Source organism: Aestuariimicrobium sp. T2.26MG-19.2B (genome assembly GCF_950101875.1).
Lineage (GTDB): Bacteria > Actinomycetota > Actinomycetes > Propionibacteriales > Propionibacteriaceae > Aestuariimicrobium > Aestuariimicrobium kwangyangense.
The window spans coordinates 508,358-528,251 of record NZ_CATNLW010000002.1 but is presented as its reverse complement, the minus strand read 5'-3'; the positions used below and the strand labels follow the sequence as shown (position 1 = coordinate 528,251).

The 19,894-nt window shown below is 68.8% G+C and carries 22 protein-coding genes; 13 read left to right on the top strand and 9 right to left on the bottom strand.

Going from position 1 to position 19,894, the window contains the following annotated elements; translation table 11 throughout:
• Positions 1–10 precede the first annotated feature (10 nt).
• The 5 genes from QQZ11_RS12320 to serA are packed head-to-tail and all read left to right on the top strand — an operon-like array spanning position 11 to position 4,642.
• On the top strand, positions 11–1,003 hold the full coding sequence (locus QQZ11_RS12320; protein ID WP_284550617.1) for an ABC transporter permease: 993 nt from the start codon (positions 11–13) through the stop codon (positions 1,001–1,003).
• Complete coding sequence (locus QQZ11_RS12315) at positions 1,003–1,815, top strand: ABC transporter permease (RefSeq protein WP_284550616.1); 813 nt, start codon at positions 1,003–1,005, stop codon at positions 1,813–1,815. Before QQZ11_RS12320 ends, QQZ11_RS12315 begins: the two co-directional genes overlap by 1 nt.
• Positions 1,815–2,657 (top strand): ABC transporter ATP-binding protein, encoded by an 843-nt coding sequence (locus tag QQZ11_RS12310; RefSeq protein ID WP_284550615.1) that lies wholly within the window; start codon positions 1,815–1,817, stop codon positions 2,655–2,657. The genes QQZ11_RS12315 and QQZ11_RS12310 overlap by 1 nt, the downstream gene beginning before the upstream one ends.
• Positions 2,654–3,409: an ATP-binding cassette domain-containing protein gene (locus tag QQZ11_RS12305; protein WP_284550614.1), complete on the top strand. Its 756-nt coding sequence runs from the start codon at positions 2,654–2,656 to the stop codon at positions 3,407–3,409. Before QQZ11_RS12310 ends, QQZ11_RS12305 begins: the two co-directional genes overlap by 4 nt.
• 42 nt (positions 3,410–3,451) lie before the next feature.
• Positions 3,452–4,642, top strand: a complete 1,191-nt coding sequence (gene serA, locus QQZ11_RS12300) for a phosphoglycerate dehydrogenase (RefSeq protein WP_022910406.1) — start codon at positions 3,452–3,454, stop codon at positions 4,640–4,642.
• A gap of 12 nt (positions 4,643–4,654) precedes the next feature.
• Here the strand turns inward: serA and QQZ11_RS12295 are convergent, their stop codons facing one another.
• From QQZ11_RS12295 to QQZ11_RS12280, 4 genes are read right to left on the bottom strand one after another with little or no spacing between them, the layout of a single operon-like run.
• Positions 4,655–5,449, bottom strand: coding sequence for an inositol monophosphatase family protein (locus tag QQZ11_RS12295; RefSeq protein ID WP_284550613.1), 795 nt, complete (start codon positions 5,447–5,449; stop codon positions 4,655–4,657).
• 31 nt (positions 5,450–5,480) lie between these two features.
• Positions 5,481–6,479 carry a ribosome small subunit-dependent GTPase A gene (gene rsgA / locus QQZ11_RS12290; protein ID WP_284550612.1) on the bottom strand — a complete coding sequence of 333 codons (999 nt, stop codon included), beginning with the start codon at positions 6,477–6,479 and terminating at the stop codon, positions 5,481–5,483.
• Complete coding sequence (gene aroA, locus QQZ11_RS12285) at positions 6,476–7,792, bottom strand: 3-phosphoshikimate 1-carboxyvinyltransferase (protein ID WP_284550611.1); 1,317 nt, start codon at positions 7,790–7,792, stop codon at positions 6,476–6,478. The genes rsgA and aroA overlap by 4 nt, the downstream gene beginning before the upstream one ends.
• Complete coding sequence (locus QQZ11_RS12280) at positions 7,789–8,337, bottom strand: DoxX family membrane protein (RefSeq protein ID WP_051139730.1); 549 nt, start codon at positions 8,335–8,337, stop codon at positions 7,789–7,791. Before QQZ11_RS12280 ends, aroA begins: the two co-directional genes overlap by 4 nt.
• A gap of 52 nt (positions 8,338–8,389) precedes the next feature.
• Between QQZ11_RS12280 and QQZ11_RS12275 the strand changes: the two genes are divergently transcribed.
• From QQZ11_RS12275 to QQZ11_RS12250, 6 genes are all read left to right on the top strand, one after another.
• A complete protein-coding gene (locus QQZ11_RS12275) occupies positions 8,390–9,181 on the top strand; it encodes an SOS response-associated peptidase (RefSeq protein WP_284550610.1) in 792 nt (263 codons plus the stop codon).
• Positions 9,178–9,831, top strand: a complete 654-nt coding sequence (locus QQZ11_RS12270) for an alpha/beta hydrolase family protein (protein ID WP_284550609.1) — start codon at positions 9,178–9,180, stop codon at positions 9,829–9,831. The genes QQZ11_RS12275 and QQZ11_RS12270 overlap by 4 nt, the downstream gene beginning before the upstream one ends.
• Positions 9,832–9,870: 39 nt before the next feature.
• Positions 9,871–10,371: a GNAT family N-acetyltransferase gene (locus QQZ11_RS12265; RefSeq protein WP_022910400.1), complete on the top strand. Its 501-nt coding sequence runs from the start codon at positions 9,871–9,873 to the stop codon at positions 10,369–10,371.
• Positions 10,364–10,990 (top strand): class I SAM-dependent methyltransferase, encoded by a 627-nt coding sequence (locus QQZ11_RS12260; RefSeq protein WP_284550608.1) that lies wholly within the window; start codon positions 10,364–10,366, stop codon positions 10,988–10,990. Before QQZ11_RS12265 ends, QQZ11_RS12260 begins: the two co-directional genes overlap by 8 nt.
• 119 nt (positions 10,991–11,109) lie before the next feature.
• Positions 11,110–11,778, top strand: a complete 669-nt coding sequence (locus QQZ11_RS12255) for a sigma-70 family RNA polymerase sigma factor (protein ID WP_446698856.1) — start codon at positions 11,110–11,112, stop codon at positions 11,776–11,778.
• Entirely contained in the window at positions 11,775–12,068 is a 294-nt protein-coding gene (locus tag QQZ11_RS12250; protein WP_022910397.1) for a mycothiol system anti-sigma-R factor, read from the top strand. The genes QQZ11_RS12255 and QQZ11_RS12250 overlap by 4 nt, the downstream gene beginning before the upstream one ends.
• Positions 12,069–12,154: 86 nt before the next feature.
• On the opposite strand, the gene QQZ11_RS13695 is transcribed toward QQZ11_RS12250, so the two are convergent.
• Complete coding sequence (locus QQZ11_RS13695; RefSeq protein WP_425393311.1) at positions 12,155–12,229, bottom strand: 50S ribosomal protein bL37; 75 nt, start codon at positions 12,227–12,229, stop codon at positions 12,155–12,157.
• Between the two features lie 132 nt (positions 12,230–12,361).
• Between QQZ11_RS13695 and QQZ11_RS12245 the strand changes: the two genes are divergently transcribed.
• Entirely contained in the window at positions 12,362–13,831 is a 1,470-nt protein-coding gene (locus tag QQZ11_RS12245) for a sensor histidine kinase (RefSeq protein ID WP_022910396.1), read from the top strand.
• 7 nt (positions 13,832–13,838) lie between these two features.
• Here QQZ11_RS12245 and QQZ11_RS12240 read toward each other — a convergent pair whose 3' ends face one another.
• The gene (locus QQZ11_RS12240; protein WP_022910395.1) at positions 13,839–14,090 is read right to left on the bottom strand and encodes a WhiB family transcriptional regulator; all 252 of its coding nucleotides are present in this window, start codon (positions 14,088–14,090) and stop codon (positions 13,839–13,841) included.
• Between the two features lie 171 nt (positions 14,091–14,261).
• Between QQZ11_RS12240 and QQZ11_RS12235 the strand changes: the two genes are divergently transcribed.
• Positions 14,262–14,642, top strand: a complete 381-nt coding sequence (locus tag QQZ11_RS12235) for a hypothetical protein (protein ID WP_284550607.1) — start codon at positions 14,262–14,264, stop codon at positions 14,640–14,642.
• A gap of 10 nt (positions 14,643–14,652) precedes the next feature.
• Here the strand turns inward: QQZ11_RS12235 and galK are convergent, their stop codons facing one another.
• Genes galK through QQZ11_RS12220 form a run of 3 tightly spaced genes read right to left on the bottom strand, consistent with a single transcriptional unit; the run spans position 14,653 to position 19,858 of the window.
• The gene (galK, locus tag QQZ11_RS12230) at positions 14,653–15,816 is read right to left on the bottom strand and encodes a galactokinase (RefSeq protein WP_284550606.1); all 1,164 of its coding nucleotides are present in this window, start codon (positions 15,814–15,816) and stop codon (positions 14,653–14,655) included.
• 1 nt (position 15,817) lies between these two features.
• Positions 15,818–16,000 (bottom strand): DUF6104 family protein, encoded by a 183-nt coding sequence (locus QQZ11_RS12225; RefSeq protein WP_022910392.1) that lies wholly within the window; start codon positions 15,998–16,000, stop codon positions 15,818–15,820.
• Positions 16,001–16,003: 3 nt separating this feature from the next.
• On the bottom strand, positions 16,004–19,858 hold the full coding sequence (locus QQZ11_RS12220) for a multifunctional oxoglutarate decarboxylase/oxoglutarate dehydrogenase thiamine pyrophosphate-binding subunit/dihydrolipoyllysine-residue succinyltransferase subunit (protein WP_284550605.1): 3,855 nt from the start codon (positions 19,856–19,858) through the stop codon (positions 16,004–16,006).
• Positions 19,859–19,894: the final 36 nt, after the last annotated feature.

Genomic DNA, 19,894 nt, shown 5'->3' with positions numbered 1-19,894 from the left:
CAGTCGGCCCATGTTGCCACTTCTCGGGGAGACCGGGCGTCTTCGACTCGTGCTCGGTCGAGTGGCTGTGCTGGTGGCAAGTCTGCTGGCAGCGTCCGCGATCGTGTTCTGGCTCGTCAACGCGCTGCCGGGCGACGTGGCGCAGGTGATGCTCGGCAACTCCTCCGATCCCGCGTCGGTGGCGGAGTTGCGGGCCCGACTGGGGCTCGATCGTCCCCTCCTGGTGCGCTACGGCGACTGGCTCGCAGGGCTGGCCACCGGTGACCTGGGCCACTCGGCCTTCACGGGTGAGCCGGTCGGTGGGCTGGTGGCTCGTCCGTTGACGGTCACCTTCTGGCTGGTGGCACTCGGCACTCTCGGTTCGCTGGTGGTCGCCGTCCCGGCAGGTCTGTGGGCGGCGCACCGGCGCCGTCACTGGGACGGCTTTGCCGTCAACGCCCTCAGCCAGGTCGGTATGGCGGTGCCGGCGTTCCTGGCCGGCATCGCCCTGGTGCTGCTGTTCGCGGTCAACCTGCGCTGGCTGCCCGCCAACGGGTACGTGTCGTTCGGGTCAGACCCGGCGGGCTGGCTCCGGACGATGCTGCTGCCGGTTGTCTCGATCTCGGTCATCCAGGGCGCGGCCCTGACCCGCTACGTGCGCTCGGCCTTCGTCGAGGTCGGAACCTCCGACCACATCCGGACGGCCCGCTCGATCGGCTGGGGCCGGTTGTCGGCGTTGTGGCGCCACGGTCGCAGGGAGGCCTCGTTGCAGGTGGTGACCGTGCTCGGGCTGCAGGTGGCGGCCGGTTTCGCGGGCGCCATCGTCGTCGAGCAGGTCTTCGTGCTGCCCGGACTGGGCTCGATGCTGATGAACGCCGTTGCCAGTCGCGACCTGATGGTGGTGCAGTCGGTGGTGATGGTGCTGGTCGCCATCGTGTTGGTCGTGATGGCGCTGCTCGACCTCAGCTACGTGGCCCTTGACCCCCGCTTGCGCACGCGTTGCGATGGACGAGGAGGCCAGTGATGCGCCGCGCCTCGCTGGTGATCGGCACCACCCTGGTCGCCCTGACCGTCCTGTCGGGGCTGCTGTCACTGGTCTGGACCCCCTTCGACCCGGTCGGCGTCGACCCTCGCTCCGCCCTGCAGGCACCCAGCGGCGCCCACTGGATGGGCACCGACCAACTGGGCAGCGACGTCTTCTCCCGGTTGATCAGCGGCGCGCAGATCTGCTTGGTCGTCGGACTGGTCTCAGTCGGCATCGCGGCCGTGGTCGGTATCCCGCTGGGAGTGCTGTCAGGCATGGGCCCGGACTGGTTGTCACGCCTGGTCGTCCGCGTGACCGACGTGCTGTACGCCTTCCCGGCGGTGCTGCTCGCCATCTTGTTGGCCGCAGTCCTGGGCGGGTCGACCGTCACTGGCCTGATCGCCATCGGCGTGGCCACCATCCCGGTGTTCACCCGGGTCACCAGAGCGGGTGCCCTGCAGGTGATGAGCCAGGACCACATCACGGCGGCCAGGGTCGCCGGGATCGGCTGGTTCACCATCGCGCGCCGACACGTCCTGCCCAACATCGCGCCGCTGCTGGGGGTGCAGGCGTCGGTGAGCTTCGCGATGGCTGTGCTCGCCGAGGCCGCGCTGAGTTACCTGGGCCTGGGTACCCAACCGCCGACGCCGACCTGGGGGCGGATGCTCTACGACGCCCGCGTGTTGCTGTTCTCCCACCCGGGCCTCGCGCTGTGGCCCGCGGCCGCGATCGCTGCGGCGGTGCTGGGGTTCAACCTGCTCGGTGACGGGCTGCGCGACCTGCTCGACCCCCGCCTGCGGGAGGTGCGCTGATGCCCCCGATGCTGCAGGTACGAGACCTCACCGTGCGGTTCGGACGTCGCCAGCAGTTGGCCGTCGAGGGCCTCGACCTCGACCTCGACAGGGGAGCACGGGTCGGTCTGATCGGCGAGTCCGGCTCTGGGAAGTCGGTGACGGCCCTCGCCATCATGGGGCTGCTGCCCGAGAACGCCCTTGTGACCGGGTCGATCCGGCTCGAGGGCACCGAACTGGTCGGCAGGTCCGACCGGCACCTCACCCGGCTCCGCGGAGACGCCCTCGGCATGGTCTTCCAGGAGCCGATGACCGCTCTCGACCCCACCATGAAGGCCGGTCGGCAGGTGGCCGAGGTCTATCGCCTGCACGGCCGTGGGGGTGCCAAGGGCCACGCCCGGGAGGCCGTCATCGGTGAACTGGCAGCCATGGGGCTGGACGAGCCCGAACGGGTGGCCGACTCCTACCCGCACCAGCTCTCCGGTGGCCAGCGGCAGCGGGTGCTGATGGCCATGGCCCTGGCCAATCGCCCGAACCTGGTGATCTGCGACGAGCCCACCACCGCCCTCGACGTGACGGTGCAGGCACGGGTGCTGCAGACCCTGCGACGGCGGCTCGACGTGGTCGACGACGCCCAGCAAACCGGTGCGGCGTGCCTGTTCATCAGCCACGACCTCGCCGTCGTCGCCAGCATGTGTGACCACCTGCTCGTCATGCGGAACGGACGGGTCGTCGAACGGGGATCCCTGCACCAGGTCATCTCCGGCCCGCGCCACCCCTACACCCGCGGGCTGATGGCCACCAGCCGCCTCGACCTGGCCACCCCCGGCTCACGGCTGCCCACCATCGAGGAGGGGGCATGACGGCTCTGTTCACGGCCAGCGACCTGGTCGTCCGCTTCGGACGCACCACCGCCCTCGACGGGGTCACCCTCGCCATCTCCGCGGGTGACCGTCTCGGCATCGTGGGGGAGTCCGGATCGGGCAAGACGACCCTGGTCCGGTGCCTGCTGGGCCTGCAGACGCCCAGCGCTGGCGCCCTCACCCGAACCCCCGACGCCCAGCTCGTCTTCCAGGACCCCCGTAGTTCGCTCGACCCGCGCATGCGGGTGCGCGACATCGTCGCCGAACCGCTCACGTCGCGCCGGTTGCGGTCGCAGTACCCCCGGGCGGTGCGCCGGGCGCGAGCCGCCGAGGTGCTCACCCAGGTCGGACTGCGACCTGACGAGGGGGACCGCTACCCGCACGAGTTCTCGGGAGGCCAGCGCCAACGGATCGCCATCGCGAGGGCGCTGGCGCCTCGTCCGACCGTGCTGTTCGCCGACGAGCCCGTGTCGGCCCTGGACGTGTCCGTGCGGGCGCAGGTGCTGAACCTGCTCACCGACCTCGTCGACACCGAGCAGCTCACCCTCGTACTGGTGAGCCACGACCTGGCGGTGGTGCGCCACCTGTGCGAGCGGGTCGTGGTGATGAGAACGGGCAGGATCGTCGAGCAGGGACCCACCGAGCAGGTCTACGGCGATCCGAGGGAGGACTACACCCGCGAGCTGCTGGCGGCCGTCCCCACCCTGGGATCGCTGGATGAGCGTGGACCAGCCGATGGGCTGCGGCGCTGAGACTCCCGCCCGTGCCTTCCCCAGCGCTCCTAGGATGGCCCCGTGAAAGCGCTGCTCCTCGAGAACATCCATCCTGAAGCCACCCGCATCCTCACCGAAGCGGGATTCGAGGTCGAGAACCGGTCGGGCGCACTGGCCGAGCAGGAGTTGATCGACGCCCTCGACGGGGTCGATTTCGTCGGCATCCGTTCGCGCACCTACGTCACCGAGAAGGTGCTCGCCGCCCGCGGCAGCACCCTGCAGGCGATCGGGGCGTTCTGCATCGGCACCAACCAGATCGACCTGGCCGAGGCGGCCCGCCACGGTGTCACCGTGTTCAACGCTCCCTACTCGAACACCAGGTCGGTGGTGGAGCTCGCGATCGGGGAGATCATCATGATGGCCCGCCACCTCGGCGACAAGTCCTCGATGATGCACGCAGGTGTCTGGGACAAGTCGGCCAAGGGTGCCCACGAGGTCCGCGGACGCACCCTCGGGATCGTCGGGTACGGCAACATCGGCTCCCAGCTCTCGGTGGTCGCCGAGGCCTTGGGCATGCGGGTCATGTTCTACGACGTCGCCGACAAGCTCGCGCTGGGCAACGCGCGCAAGGCCGAGAGCCTCGACGAACTGCTGGGGGAGTGCGAGACCATCACCCTGCACGTGGACGGGCGTCCCTCGAACGCCAACTTCTTCGGGGCGGCCGAGTTCGCCAAGATGCGTCCGCGTTCGCTGTTCCTCAACCTGTGCCGTGGCATCGTCGTCGATCACCACGCCCTGGTGGAGAACCTGCGATCCGGCCACATCGCCGGTGCCGCGATCGACGTCTTCCCCTCCGAGCCCAAGGCACCCGGGGAGCCCTTCGTCTCGGAGCTGCAGGGACTGCCCAACGTCGTGCTCACCCCCCACATCGGTGGGTCGACCCAGGAGGCGCAGACCGACATCGGACGATTCGTGGCCGGCAAGCTGGTCGACTTCCACCGCTACGGTGCGACGGGCATGAACGTCAACCTGCCGCAGATCGTCGCGCCCGCCCAGGACGGTAGCCGGGTGTTGCACCTGCACCGCAACGTGCCCGGCGTGATGGCCCGGCTCAACCAGTTGTTCGCGGAGCACGGTGCCAACATCGGCAGCCAGCAGCTGTCGACCAAGGGCGACTACGGCTACTCCGTCACCGACATCTCGGACGTCGACACCGATCTCGTGCAGAAGCTCGAGCAGATGCCCGAGACCATTCGGGCCCGCATCCTCTGAGCCCGTCGGGCGTCAGTCGGCGTCCTCGGCCAGCCTGGCCAGCACCTCGTCGTGCAGCAGCCCGTTGGTGGCCAGCGCCCCGGGACCGCCGACCCCGTCGGCTCCGTCCACGTTGGTGAACCGGCCACCGGCCTCACGCACGATCACGTCGAGGGCGGCCATGTCGTAGAGCTCCAACTCGGGCTCGGTGGCGATGTCGACGGCTCCCTCGGCCACCAGCATGTAGCTCCAGAAGTCGCCGAAGGCGCGGGTGCGCCAGCACTCGCGCATGAGGTCGACGAACTGCTGCCCACGGCCGGTGCGCACCCAACCGTCGATGCTGGCGTAGCTGAGCGAGGAGTCCTCGACCCGCGAGACCTTCGAGACATGGATGGGGGCACCGCGCAACAGGGTGGTTCCCGAGAACGCGCCGCCACCCTTCGAAGCCCACCAGCGTCGCGACAGAGCGGGAGCCGACACCACCGAGGCAACGATCTCACCGTCCACCGACAGCGCGATCAGGGTGGCCCAGACGGGCACCCCACGGACGAAGTTGGCGGTGCCGTCGATCGGGTCGATGATCCAGCGACGAGGCCCCCACCCGGTGTCGTCCCCCTCCTCGCCGTGCACGGCGTCGCGGGGCCGAGCCTTCTTCAGCGTCGCCCTGATTCCCTGCTCCACGGCGGTGTCCGCATCGGTGACGTGGGTCATGTTCGGCTTCATGGACACCTCCAGGTCACGGGCCTTGAAACGGCTCATCGTGATCGAGTCGGCGTTGTCGGCCAGCAAATGGGCGAGTCTGAGGTCGTCGGTGAAGTCTCCAGCCATGCGGGTCAGCCTAGACCGTGGCGGGGTGGGGTCAGTGACCGGCCAGTTCCATGCGTCGGTACGACTCCACCCTCGCTGCGGGCAGTCGCCCCTCGGCAACTGCCTCGTCGAGGGCGCAGTCGGGTGCATCGGCGCGGTGGGTGCAGCCGCGCGGGCAGTTCTCGGCCACCTCGGAGAGGTCGCCGAACGAACCCAGCACCGACTCCCGGTTGACGTGGCTCAGCCCGAAGGACCGGACCCCGGGCGTGTCGATCACCCACGACTCGTCCCCGTTCAGCGTGGGCAGCACCAAGGCGATGGCCGAGGTGGACGTGTGCTTGCCACGACCCGTCACCTCGTTGACCTCACCGATGGAGCGGTGTGCATCAGGGATCAGCGCGTTCACCAGCGTCGACTTGCCCACCCCCGAGTGGCCCACGAAGACGGTCACATGACCGGCGAGCAGAGCGCGGATCGTGTCGAGGTCGGCGCCCGGTTCGGTGACCACCACGCGCACGTCGAGCGGCTCGTAGGCGGCGATCAGGTCGGCGGGGCTCGCCAGGTCGGCCTTGGTCAGGCACAGGATGGGGTCGATGCCGGCATCGAATGCAGCCACGAGGATGCGGTCGATCATGCCCACCCTCGGTGGCGGGTCCGCCAGGGCGGTCACGATCATCAGCTGGTCGGCGTTGGCGACGATGGGCCGCTCCCACGGGTCGTTGTCGTCGGCCGTGCGGCGCAGCACCGTGGTGCGCTCCTCGACCTCGACGATCCTGGCCAAGCTGCCCTGGTCGCCGGAGACATTGCCGTCGAGGCGCACCTGGTCACCGACGATGGCTGCCTTGCGTCCCAGCTGGCGCGCCTTGGTGGCCGAGACCATCACCTCGCCGACCAGGCACCGGAACCGGCCCCGGTCCACGGTGATGACCCGACCGATGGGCAGCGCGGAGTAGTTCGGACGATCCTTGGTCCGTGGTCGGGTGCCCTTGCCCGGTCGTCCGAACGAGGCATCGTCCTCGTCGCGGATCGAGCCACGCACTGCCCGGCTCAAGCGTGGGCTCCGACGTGGTCAAGCATGCCGTCCCACAGGCCGGGGAAGTCACGAATCGTCTTGTTGGTGCAGGTGACGTCGCTCAGCACCATCCCGTCGACGACCAGTCCGGCGAGCGCCCCGGCGTGGGCCATGCGATGGTCGGCGTAGGTCTCGAACCTGTCCGGAGCCCTGAGCCCCGCACCGTGACGTCCTGTGCCACGGATCACGAGGCCGTCCTCGGTCTCGCGCACCTGGGCGCCCAGTTTGGTGAACTCCGTGCGCAGGGCCGCGAGCCGGTCGGTCTCGTGGCCACGGATGTTGGCGACCCCCCGAATCGTGGTCTGGCCGGTGGCGAACAGGGCGACCGCGGCGGCACAGGGGGTGAGGTCTGCCCCGTCGCGGAGGTCGAGGTCTGCGCCCTGCAGGTCCCCGGACGAACGAACCGTCAACCCCACCGGGGTGAGGTCGGTGGTGCACCCGAACGCCTCCAGCACCGTGCGGAACAGGTCCCCCGACTGGGTGGTGTGGCGGGGCCACCCCTCGATGGTGAGTTCTCCCCCCACGATCGCGGCGGCCGCCAGGAAGACGGACGCGCCCGTCAGGTCGGGTTCGATCTGCGTGTCGAGGGCCGCGACGGGGCCAGGCAGCACTCGCCAGGTGCGGTCGTCGATGCGTTGGGCGTCGACGCCCCGGTCGCGCAACATGGCGACGCTCATCTGGATCGGCGGGATCGAGGGGAACTGTGCCCCCGTGTGGTGCACCTCGACCCCGTGCGGGAATCGGGCGGCGCACAACAGCAGCGCCGAGATGAACTGGCTGGAGCCCGTCGAGTCGATCTCGACCCGCGGGCCCGCCAGTCCTCCAGCGGGCGCGGTGACGGTCAGCGGCAGGTGGTCGGAGTCGATGCTGCAGCCCAGTTGGCGCAGGCCGTCGAGCATTGGCTTCATGGGTCGCGCGAAGGACTCTTCGTCGCCGGTGAAGGAGGTGGAGCCCCCCGCGGCGGCGGCCAGTGGCGGCACGAACCGCATCACCGTGCCGGCGAGACCGCAGTCAATGGCGTGCTCGGGCTGGAGGAACTCGGCCGGTGGGGTGACCACCCACGGCTCGCGGGGGTCTGGCGACACCTGGATGTCAACCCCGAAAGCTTCGAGGGCGCCCCGCATGAGGTCGGAGTCGCGGCTGTCGAGCGCTCCGCGAAGTCGGGAGGGTCCATGGGCCAGAGCGGCCAGGAGCAACGCCCGGTTGGTCTCGGACTTCGAGCCGGGCACAGAAACGTGCGCACGGATTTCTCCGTGCGCACGCGGTGCAGACCAGGGGAGGACGTGGCTCACGAAACCGCCTTCGCGATCTGCTTCTTGGCTGCCTTGGCCTCCTTGGCGATCTGCTTCTTCCGCGAGGAAGTCTCCTTGGACAGCTTGCGCTGTGCCTGCTCGGCGCGCCACCCCAGGCCGGGGCGGCCCTGGGTGTCGCCAGCGGCGATCATGGCCGCGCCGAGCAGGGCGACGTTGCGCAGCAGCAGACTGCGGGCGTGCGCCCGCTCCTCGGCGTTGGCCCCCTTGGGTGCGCGGGAGGCGATCACGTGGGGGACCATCGACAGGGCCAGCACTCCCGCACCCAGCTGCCGTCCGATGCCCGTGGCCAGCATCAGACCACCGGCCACCTGGGCGCCACCGGAGATGCGCACGAGGGTCTCGGTGTCGTCGGGGATGTGGTTCGCGACGCTCGGGGGCGCCAGCCGCTGGGCGAGGGGCACCACTTTGGTGGCAATCGGCTCGGCGCTCTCGACGAGCTCCTGTGGCTTGGTGAACGACTTGATGCCGTTGGCCACGAAGAAGCTGGCGAGCATGGTTCGACCTGCGAAGCGGAGAAGACTCATGGGCCCATTCTGCCCTGTTGGGGGCAGGGGTGCGAGGAACTAGGGTCTTCACATGTGCGGACGATATGCGGCGTCGGCCAGCGCCGACCGGCTGGTCGAGACCTTCGAGGTGGACGAGGTCGTCGCCCCGGGACCCGATCCAGCGCCCTGGCTGCTGCCCCGGTGGAACATCGCGCCCACCGATCCGGTGGCGGTGGTGATGGAGCGCGCGGGCAAGCAGAACGGTGAGGTGACCCGAAGGCTCGCCGGACTGCGCTGGGGGCTGGTACCGAGTTGGTCGAAGGGGCCCAGGTCCCAGGCCCCCCTGATCAACGCTCGCCTCGAGACCGTCACCGAGAAGCCCAGCTTCCGCAAACCGATGGCCTCCCGCCGCTGCATCCTGCCCGCCGATGGCTACTACGAGTGGTACGCCCTGACCGAGCCTGATGGCAGCCCGGTGCTGACCCCACGCGGCAAGCCGAGCAAGCAACCGTTCTACATCCACCCGGTCTCGGGGCCGATGGTGATGGCGGGGCTGTACGAGTACTGGCGCGACCCCTCCAAACCACCGGAGGACGAGGATGCGTGGGTGGTCAGCACCTGCATCATCACCACCCGCGCCGTCGACGAGTTGGGCCACATCCACGACCGCATGCCGGTGCAACTCGAACCCGGACGGATCGACGCATGGCTCGACCCGACCCTCACCGATGCGGCGGCGGCGGTCGAATTGCTGCACCTGCCCGAGCCCGGGGAGATGACGGCGCACGCCGTGTCGACGGCGGTCAACACGGTCAAGAACGACGGCCCCGAACTGGTGCAACCGCTGCCGGACGAGGACTTCGTCCAGGAGGGTCTGCTGTGACCGAGGAGTTCGTGGTCGACACCCCCGAGGGACCCGGCCTGTGGACGATCAGCCCGGCCGCTTCACGCGGTGGCACCGTGGTCGCGCTGGGCCATGGTGCCGGGGGACAGATCACCGCCAAGGATCTCGTCGTCCTCTCCCGACTGCTCCCGGCGCACGGCCTGCACGTCGCCCGGTTCACCCAGCCGTGGAAGGTAGCCGGACGCAGGATCACCGCGGGCGCGCCAGCACTCGATCGGGCCTGGCTGGCCGCCGTGGAGCAGGTGGTGGCGCACGTGGGTGCCGACAGGTTGGTCAGTGGCGGCCGCTCGAACGGTGCCCGGGTGGCCTGCCGCACCCAGGTGGAGTCGGGTGCCGTCGCCGTGGTCTGTCTGGCCTTCCCCCTGCATCCGCCGGGCAAACCGGCCCAGTCACGGGCCCAGGAACTCCTGGCCTCCCGCTCCCCGACACTCGTGCTCCAGGGCTCGACGGATCCGTTCGGCTCCGCCGAGGAGGTGCGCGCCGTGCTGCCCGAGGGCTCGCCCGTGCGCGTGGTCGAGGTCGGCGGAGCACCCCACAGTCTGCAACCGCCTGCTCGGGTGCGCTCCGCGGACGAGCACTGGCGCTGGCTGGGGGACGAGGTGCTCGCCTTCCTGGGGTTGCTGGCCTGATCGGGCGCGCCGACTGGACCCGCGCGGGACAATGGCGCCATGTTCACGTGGACGATCGTGCCGCTGGGCCCCGAGACGCGCCCGCTGCACGACGAGTTGGTCGCAGCTAACGGTGGCCACGTCGGACAGTGCTGTCCGGACGCCCGGGCAGCGCTGGTGCTGGATGCGGACGGGAGCTGTCTGGGGTGGGCCAAGTACGGCACGCCCGAGGAGGTGCCCACCCTCAGGCACGGCCGTGGCTACCCGGAGGGTGCCCTGCCCACACCCGACTGGAGGATCAGCTGCGTCTTCGTGGGTCGCGGTTTCCGCAAGCTGGGGGTCGCCCGCGCTGCCGTCGAGGGTGCACTCGATCTGATCGCGGCCGAGGGTGGCGGTGTCGTCGAGGCGATCAGCGATCCCACCGACGACCACGAGGTGCAGCCACGATCCTTGCCGTGCGCCACCGTGGAACTCTTCGAGCGGCACGGTTTCAGCCGTGTGCTGCGGGTGGGCGCCCACAGTTGGGTGGTGGTGCGAACCGTGGAGCCGCGTGATGACTGAAGCTGCGCCGGGCCAACTGTGGGACCGGGTGGCGCCGCACTACGACCGCACCTCGGCATGGCTGGAGCGTCGGTTCATGGCGGGTGCCCGCCAGTGGGTGTGCGAGCGAGCCAGCGGACGAGTGCTCGATGTCGGCGTCGGGACGGGCGCCAACCTGGGACTGCTGGGCCACGCCGACGGGGTGGTCGGCATCGACCCTTCCGAGGGCATGCTCGAGGTCGCACGGGGCAAGCCCGCATCGGCAGGGGTGACCCTGCTGCGTGGGGTCGCCGACGACCTACCGTTCGCGGACTCCAGTTTCGACACCGTCGTGATCACCTTCGTGCTCTGCGGCGTGCCCGACGTCGGCGGGGCCCTCAGGGAGGCGGCCCGGGTGCTCCGTCCTGGAGGGAGCCTGCTGTTGGCCGACCACGTGGCGTCGACCACCGCTCCACTGCGCTGGGGGCAGCGCCTGCTGGAGTCGATCACCGGACCGCGCCAGGGGGAGTGGTGGACGAGGCGTCCCTTGCCCCTGTTGCCCGAGCGGGGCTGGGCGGTGAGGGAGTCTCGCCGCCGTCATTTCGGCATCATCGAGAGCGTCTGGGCCTCCCGGGAGGACGCCAACTCGTCCGGGGAATAGCACGGGGAGTCGTCGGTGTTGTGTCAGGCATGAGCGCACCCGCAGTGATGGATCGTCCGGTCGTCCCGGCGACCGCCGTCCTGCCCGGCAGCACGCGTGAGTGGGTAGGATCGTCCCTTGTGACCCTGAATCACGCAGAAACCATCCCCGATGTCTCGAACGAGACGCCCGAAGAACGGGCCGCACGCTTCGAGGCCGACGCGATGCAGTACCTCGACCAGTTGTACGGCGCGGCGCTGCGGATGACCCGCAACCCGGCCGACGCCGAGGATGTCGTGCAGGACACCTACGCCAAGGCCTTCCAGTCGTTCGGCCAGTTCACTCCCGGCACCAACCTCAAGGCGTGGCTCTACCGGATCCTGACGAACACCTACATCAACACCTACCGCAAGGCGCAGCGCCAGCCCAAGACCAGCGGCGCCGGTGAGGACGTGGAGGACTGGCAGCTCGCCAAGGCCTCCCAGCACGACTCCACCGGTCTGCGCTCGGCCGAGGTGGAGGCGCTGGAGTCGCTGCCCGACCAGGACATCGTGGCGGCGCTGAACGAACTCTCCCCGGACTTCCGGCAGGCCGTCATGCTGGCCGACGTCGAGGGGTTCGCCTACAAGGAGATCGCCGAGATCATGGGCACGCCCATCGGCACGGTGATGTCGCGGCTCAACCGTGGACGGTCCCAGCTGCGGGCACTGCTCGCCGGGGTTGCGCACGAGCGGGGGATCGGGCTCGACCACGATTCCCAGGGGAGAAAGATCCAGACCACTCAGCGGGGCAAGGAAGAGCAGTCATGACCGCCGAACGCCACACCGACGCTGGTCACCCACACGAGTCGGCCGAGCACAATGCCTGCCTGAGTGCCCTCTCGCAGCTGCAGGAATTCTTGCACCACGAACTCGCGACCTGCGATGAGGACGCCATCCGGGCCCACCTCGCAGCCTGCGACAAGTGTCTGGAGACCTTCGACATCGAGCAGACCATCACCATGCTCGTGAAGCGCTGTCATCCCGAACAGCAGGCCTCCGCCGACCTGCGCATGCGCGTCATGAAGCTCTCGGTCACCATGCACGATCCCCAGACCTGACCCGCTCGGCGCACCTGCCCTGACATGCACACACCCCCGACCTCGGACGAGGTTCGGGGGTGTTGGTGTCTGGGGCGAACGACGGCTCAGGCGTTGGGACGCTTGCCGTGGTTCGCTGCGTTCTTGCGACGAGCGCGACGCTTGCGTCCACCCTTGCCCATGGCAGCCTCCTGAGTTGTTCGATGTCAGTGCAGGGACTGCACCGAGGGGTCATTCTGCCAGATGCGAGCACCCATCCCCAACCCGCACCGCCCGGGGCCGAGGGCCGGAGGGCTGCCCCTAGAATCCTGCGCATGGCATCCCTCGGGCAGATCCTCGCCGACCACACCACCTTGGCGCCGGCCGACGCGGACTGGCTGAAGGCGTTCGTCAACGAGTGGCACCTGCTGGCCGACACGTCCTTCTCCGACCTGATCCTGTGGGTCCCGGACGTGGACGACAACATCTTCTGGGCGGCTGCCCAGATCCGTCCCAACACCGGGCCCACCGCGCTCGAGGACGACGTGGTGGGCGAGAGCATCAGCTACGAGCCGGAGCACCTGGTGCTCGAGGCCTACCTGTCCGAGGAGATCTGCGAGACCTCCGACAACCAACTGCGCGCCGGCATCCCGGTGGACGTCTGGGCGATCCCGATCATCCGCAACGACCGGGTGATCGGCGTGGTGGAGCGCCACACGAACCGGATGGGCGTGCGTGCACCCGGTGCCCTCGAGGACGCCTACCTCGAGACCGCCGACATCCTGTCGGGGATGGTGTGGCAGGGCACCTTCCCGGTGTACCCGCCCTCCGACCCCTCGCTGAGCCCCAAGGTCGGGGACGGCATGGTGCTGACCAGCGTCGCGGGGATCATCAGCTATGCCACGCCCAATGCGGTCTCTGCCTTCCGTCGGATGGGCTACGTCGGTGACCTCGAGGGCGACGACATCCGCCAGATCATCCAGGACGTGCTGGCCCGCTATCCCCAACTGGGTCAGACCATCACCGCCGACCTCACCGGCACGGTGGTGCGCGAACTCGACCTCGAGTCGAACCAGGCCACCATCCGGATGCGCGTCGTCCCCCTCTCGGACGTGGACGGCGGCCTGGGCACCATGCTGTTGGTGCGAGACACCACCGAACTGCGCCACCGGGAACGGGCGTTGGTCACCAAGGACGCCACCATCCGCGAGATCCACCACCGGGTGAAGAACAACCTGCAGACGGTCGCTGCCCTGTTGCGGTTGCAGTCACGGCGCATGCAGTCATCCGAGGCCCAAGGTGCCCTGAAGGACGCCATGAGCCGGGTGCAGGCCATCGCAGTGGTGCACGAGATCCTCAGCCAGGCCTTCGACGAGACGGTGGTCTTCGACGACGTCGCCGATCGCATCCTGCGGATGGTCGGAGACGTCGCGGCCGCGCAGGGGAGCGTGGACGCCCGACGCGAGGGCAGCTTCGGCATGGTGCCCGCAGCGTTGGCCACCAACCTGGCCCTGGTCATCACCGAGCTGTGCCAGAACGCCGTCGAGCACGGCCTGAACCAACGATCGGGCCAGGTCCGCGTGCTGCCGACCCGGGTCGGTCAGCAGCTCACGGTCGAGGTGCGTGACGACGGTGAGGGCGTGCCCGAGGACTTCTCGATCGAGACCTCGCCCAGCCTGGGGCTGAACATCGTCAACACCCTCGTCCGTGACATGGGCGGCACGTTCAGCCTCGCCAATGCCAGCGACCGTCCCGGCAACGGGAGGGGAGCGGTCGCCACCCTGCAGTTGCAGATCAGGGAGTGACTGTCGTTCAGGAGTTGCGCAGGCGGGAGCGGGCCTGACGCCGCTTCATGGCGCGACGTTCGTCCTCGCTCAGACCGCCCCACACTCCGTGGTCCTGACCAGCCTCGAGGGCCCAGGCCAGGCACTGCTCACGCACCTCGCAGCGACGGCAGACGAGCTTGGCCTGTTCGATCTGCAGAATGGCCGGGCCGGTGTTCCCGATGGGGAAGAACAGCTCCGGGTCTTCGGTGAGGCATGCCGCGCGGTGGCGCCAGTCCATGACAGTGTGACTCCTTCTCGATGCTGGGGCACCGTGACGTGCAAGTCCCAAGAGTGGGCTCGCCGGACATCCCATGTGACGGGCTCGGGCTCACGCCACCCTACCGCCGACTCCTGGCCGGCGAGCGGAAACGGTACCGAGCGCATGGGAACAACGCTCTAGAGTATCCCGGTGACCCCCGTGCAGACCACCCCTGAGCATGTCCGCCGTCCGCTGATTGTCGCCGGTGGCCTGACAGGAGCGGCCGCTGCTGCGCTGGTGGTGCTCGGGGTGGTGGTCGCGGCCCAGCGCCACGGCATCTTCTCCGTCGGGGTCGGCATCATGCTGCTGCTCTACGGGCTGCTGGTGGGCGCGGTGGCGTGGTGGGCGCTTCGCGGACGATTCTGGACCACCGGTCCGATGGTCGCCGCCGCCCTGCTGCACCTGTTGGTGGTCGTCGCCATCGCCCCCGACGCCAGTGCCTGGTGGTGGGCGCTGGTGCTGCCCCTGGCCGTGACGGCGGCCGTGGCGCTGGTCGCGCGCGTGCGCGCCCAACGCGTCGAGGTCGACTGACCCCCCGCCACTAGAGGATTCTGCGCGCCCCGGCTGCGGGGGTGGCCGTGAACCAGGCAGGGGCGCCGTAGCCGGCGTCGGCGAACGCCCCGGCGATCGTCTGCCCGATGGTGTCGCCCTCCCCGGCGCGGCACAGGGCAATGATGCAGCCGCCGAACCCGCCACCGGTCATGCGGGCACCGAGTGCCCCGGCCGCCCGGGCCCTCTCGACGGCCAGGTCGACCGTGGGAACGGTGATCTCGAAGTCGTCGCGCATCGAGGCGTGGGAGGCGTCGAGCAGGGGGGCCAGGGCCTCGAACTCGCCGGCCTGGGCCAACTCGGCCGCGCGGAGCACCCGCTCGTCCTCGGTGACGACGTGCCGCACCCGCTTGGTCAGCAGTTCGGCATCGTCAGCGGTGGCCAGCTTCGCCAGCGCCTCGTCCAGGTCGGTCACGTCACGCAGGGCCGGGACGCCGAGCAGCAGCGCCGCCCGTTCACAGCTGGCGCGTCGTTCGACGTACTCACCGTCGACGTGGCTGTGCGGGGTCTTGGTGTCGAACACGAGGATCTCGAGTCCAGCGGCCCCGAGGTCCATGGGCACCTGCTCGGTGTCGTGGGTGCGGCAGTCAAGAACCAGGGTGTTCCCCTCGGTGCACAACGTCGAGGCGGCCTGGTCGAGCAGTCCCGTGGGTGCACCGACGTAGGCGTTCTCGGCCTTGCGGGCCAGGGTGGCCCGTTCCAGGGGGGCGATGTCGAGACCGAACAGGTCACACAACCCCCCGATCATGGCGCACTCGATGGCGGCTGAACTCGACAGACCCGCGCCGAAGGGCACGTCGGACGACAACACCACCGTCACCCCGGTCGGAATGCCCCCGATGGCCCAGATGCACCCCGTGAGGTAGTCCCACCACCCGCGCTCGCCGGCTTCGGGATGGTCGAAGGGACGAAGTTCGTCGAGACCCACCTCGTGGCGTTGGTCGAGGTCGAGGGCCTGGACGAGTACCCGGTCGTCGTCCCGCTTCGAGAGGCTGACCAGTGCGCACTGTTCCAGCGCGAAGGGCATCACGAAGCCGTCGTTGTAGTCGGTGTGTTCACCGATCAGGTTCACCCGACCCGGCCCGGCCCACACCAGTTCGGGTTCGACCCCGGCCAGTTCACGATGGGCCGCCAGCAGCACCTGGATGTCTTTCATGTCAGGAGTCCTCATCATCGTCGTCGAGTCGTGCCAGCCAGGTGGCCAGCCGCTCGACCGGGGTTTCGAACTCGGGATTGAGGTCGACGAACGTGCGCAGCTGCTCGGCCAGCCACCCTAGGCTGACCTCCTCCTCGCCGCGGCGCCGATCGAGTTCCTCGATCCCGCGATCGGTGAAGTACACGGCTCAGCCCTCGACTGCGTCGAAGGCGCGTTGCAGCAACTCGGCCTCCTGGGCCTGGTGAACCTTCGACAGGCCCACCGACGGCGCAGAGGCCGGGGGACGGGTGATGCCCGTGAACGAGAGTTCGTAGTTGCTCATGTGCCGCGCAACAGCCGCGGGCAGGTGCAGCTTCATGAACTCGTAGGCACCCTGGTTCTCGGGCTCGTCCTGCACGAAGCGCACGTCGTCGACGTGGCGGTAGCGCCCCAGGATGGCGGCGAGTGCCTCATCGGGCAGCGGGTAGAGCCGCTCGAGCGAGACGATCGCGACCTGCCCCTCGAGCCCGCGGCGCTTGCGCTCGGCCACCAGGTCCCAGCGGATCTTGCCCGAGCACAACAGCACGGTCCTGACCGAGGCCGGATCGGTGATGGTCGGGTCGTCGAGTGCCGGCTGCCAGGTGCCCGTGGTGAACTCCTCGGGCATGGACGTCGACAGCTTGTTGCGCAACATCGACTTGGGGGTGGCGATCACCACGGGACGGTGCCAGTTCACGTAGGCGTGCTGACGCAGCAGGTGGAAGTGGCTGGCGGGTGTCGAGGGCTGGCAGACCGCCAGGGCACCCTCGCTGCACAACTGCAGCCAACGCTCGATCCGGGCGGAGCTGTGGTCGGGACCCTGCCCGTCATGCCCGTGGGGGAGCAGCAGGACGACTCCGGACTTCTGGGTCCACTTGGCCGCGCCGGAGCTGATGAACTCGTCCGCGATGGTCTGGGCGCCGTTGGCGAAGTCGCCGAACTGTGCCTCCCACAGCACCAGCGCCTCGGGTGCGGCCACGGAGTAGCCGTACTCGAAGCCCATCACGGCGTACTCGCTCAACAGGGAGTCGAACACCTCGAAGGTCGCCTGGTCCTCGCTGAGGTGCTTGAGCGGAACCCACGAGTCGTTCGTGTGCCGGTCGACGATGGCCGCGAAACGCTGGACGAAGGTGCCGCGCCTCGAGTCCTGCCCGGTCAGGCGCACCGGCCTGCCCTCCAGCAGCAGCGAGCCGAAGGCGAGCAACTCGGCGGTGGCCCAGTCGATGGGCCCCTCCATGATCGCCTTGGCGCGACGCTCCAGCTGGGGCAGCACCTTGGGATGGACGGTGAACCCGTCGGGGAAGCTGGAGTGCACCTCGGCGACCTTGGCCAGCACGTCGGGAGTCGTGGCCGTGCCCTTGAACCCGCCCGGCTTGACGGGGTAGACCGGAACCTTCTTGTACTCGTCGGCGTCGGGAGCGGCCTCGCGGACCTCCTTGAAGACGTTCTCGAGACGGCTGCGGAAGCGGTCCATCACCTCTTCGGCGTCCGCGACGGAGATGTCACCGCGTCCGATCAACGACTCGGTGTACAACTTGCGGGTCGAGCGCTTCTGCTCGATCAGGTCGTACATCCTGGGCTGCGTGAAGCTGGGGTCGTCACCCTCGTTGTGGCCGCGGCGGCGGTAACAGATCAGGTCGATGACGACGTCCTTGTTGAACTTCTGGCGGAACTCGTAGGCCATCCGCGAGGCCTCGACGCAGGCGTCGGGGTCGTCCCCGTTGACGTGGAAGACGGGCGCCTCGATCACCTTGGCCACGTCGGTGCAGTACACCGAGGTGCGCGACTCGCTGGGCGAGGTGGTGAACCCGACCTGGTTGTTCACCACGAGGTGGATCGTGCCACCGGTCTTGTATCCGCGCAGTTGGCTCATCTGCAGGGTCTCGTAGACCACGCCCTGACCGGCGAACGAGGCGTCACCGTGCATGAGGATGGGCACCACGGGGTAGACGCCGCCGCTCGAGCGCAACCGGTCGAGCTTGGCCCGGGCGATGCCCTCGAGCACGGGGTTGACCGCCTCGAGGTGTGAGGGGTTGGCAGCCACCGAGGCCTTGACGGTGGCGCCGGACAGTGCCGTGAACTGGCCCTCGGCTCCGAGGTGGTACTTGACGTCACCGGTTCCCTGCGAGTTGCGGGGGTCCATGTTCCCGTCGAACTCGGCGAAGATCTGGCCGTACTTCTTGCCGATGATGTTGGCCAGCACGTTCAGGCGTCCACGGTGGGGCATGCCGATGCACACCTCGTCGAGGTTGTCATTGGCCGCCTGCTCGCAGATCTCGTCGAGTGCGACGATCGCCGACTCGCCACCCTCGAGCGAGAACCTCTTCTGACCCACGAACTTGGTCTGCAGGAAGGTCTCGAAGATCTCGGCCTCGTTGAGCTTGTCGAGGATGCGCAGGTGCTCGTCGCGGGGGAGCGCCACGTGGGGCTTCTCCATCCGCTCCTGGAACCAGGTGCGCTGGTCGGGATCGGTGATGTGCATGTACTCGACGCCCAGGGTGTGGCAGTACGAGTCGCGCAGGATGTCGAGGATCTCGCGCAAGGTCAGGTAGGCGCGGCGGTTGCCGCCGAACCGGCCGACCGCGAACTCACGGTCGAGGTCCCAGATGGTCAGCCCATGGGTCTCGAGCTGCAGGTCGGGGTGGCTCCCGACGCGGTACTCGAGCGGGTCGATGTCTGCGGCCAGGTGGCCAAGCGATCGGTAGGCCTGGATCAACTCGACCACCCGGGCGGCCTTCGCCACTTGGTTGGTGCGGTGGCCCGAGATGTCGTTGGCCCAGCGCAACGGGGCGTAGGGGATGCGCAACGCCTTGAAGATGTCGTCGTAGAAGCCGTCCTGCCCGATCAGGAGCTCGTGCAGCTTCTTGAGGAACTCACCCGACTGGGCGCCCTGGATGACGCGGTGGTCGTAGGTGCTGGTCAGCGTGGTGAGCTTGCCGATGCCGAGGTCGTTGAGCCTGGACTCGGAGTTGCCCTGGAACTCCGGCGGGTAGTCGATCGAGCCGACTCCCAGGATGGTGCCCTGGCCGTTCATCAGCCGGGGAACCGAGTGGTTGGTGCCGATACCGCCGGGGTTGGTCAATGAGGCGGTGGTGCCGGCGAAGTCGTCGACGGTCAGTTCGCCCCTGCGCGCCTTGGCCACGACCTCCTCGTAGGCGCCCCAGAACTGGTTGAAGTCCAGCGACTCGCAGTTCTTGATGTTGGGCACCAACAGTTGGCGGGTGCCGTCCTTCTTCGCCACGTCGATCGCCAGACCGAGGTTGATCGACGGGTTGGTGACCAGGGCAGGCTTGCCGTCGACCTCTGCGTAGGCGTTGTTCATGGCCGGGACGGCCTTGAGGGCCTGCACCATGGCGTAGCCGATGAGGTGGGTGAAGCTGACCTTGCCGCCCTTGCTGCGACGCAGGAAGTTGTTGATCATCGTCCGCTGGTCGATGACCAGTTTCATGGGCACGGAACGCACCGAGGTGGCCGTTGGCATGGTGAGCGACGAGTCCATGTTCTTGGCCGTGCGCATCGGTGCACCCTTCATCACCGTCGTCACGGGAGCAGCGGACTCCACGGTCGGGCGGCGGGTGGGGTTGGGTGCGTCGGCCGACAGGCCGCCCGAGGCACCGGGCACCGAGGGGCGGTTCGGACGGTTCTCGGGAACCTTGCGCGGTGAGTTGGCGGCGTTGGGGGCCGGCTTCGGATCGGCCGGGATCGCCTCGGGTGACTGCCCGGGCGTGGGCCTGGACGGATCCGGCTGGGGTGTCTCAGCCGTCGCCTTGACCGGGGCCTGGCCGTTGGGGGCCGGCTTGGTCTGGGCGGGCTTGGTCTGGGCGGCGGCGGTCGGCTCGGGGCTCACCGATGCGGGGGCAGACTGGTGGTTCGACTCCCGGTCGAAGTAGGTACGCCAGCTGGGGTCGAGCTCGTCCGGGTTCTTCTCGTACGTCTCTCGCAACTCATCGATCAGCCAGTCATTGGCTCCGAAGTCACTCGCCTGGTCGTGGGACATGCTGTCTGAGGTGGAGGGAGCCACCATCGCCTTCTTCCGCTGAGAGCCGCCGCCAGGCTTCCG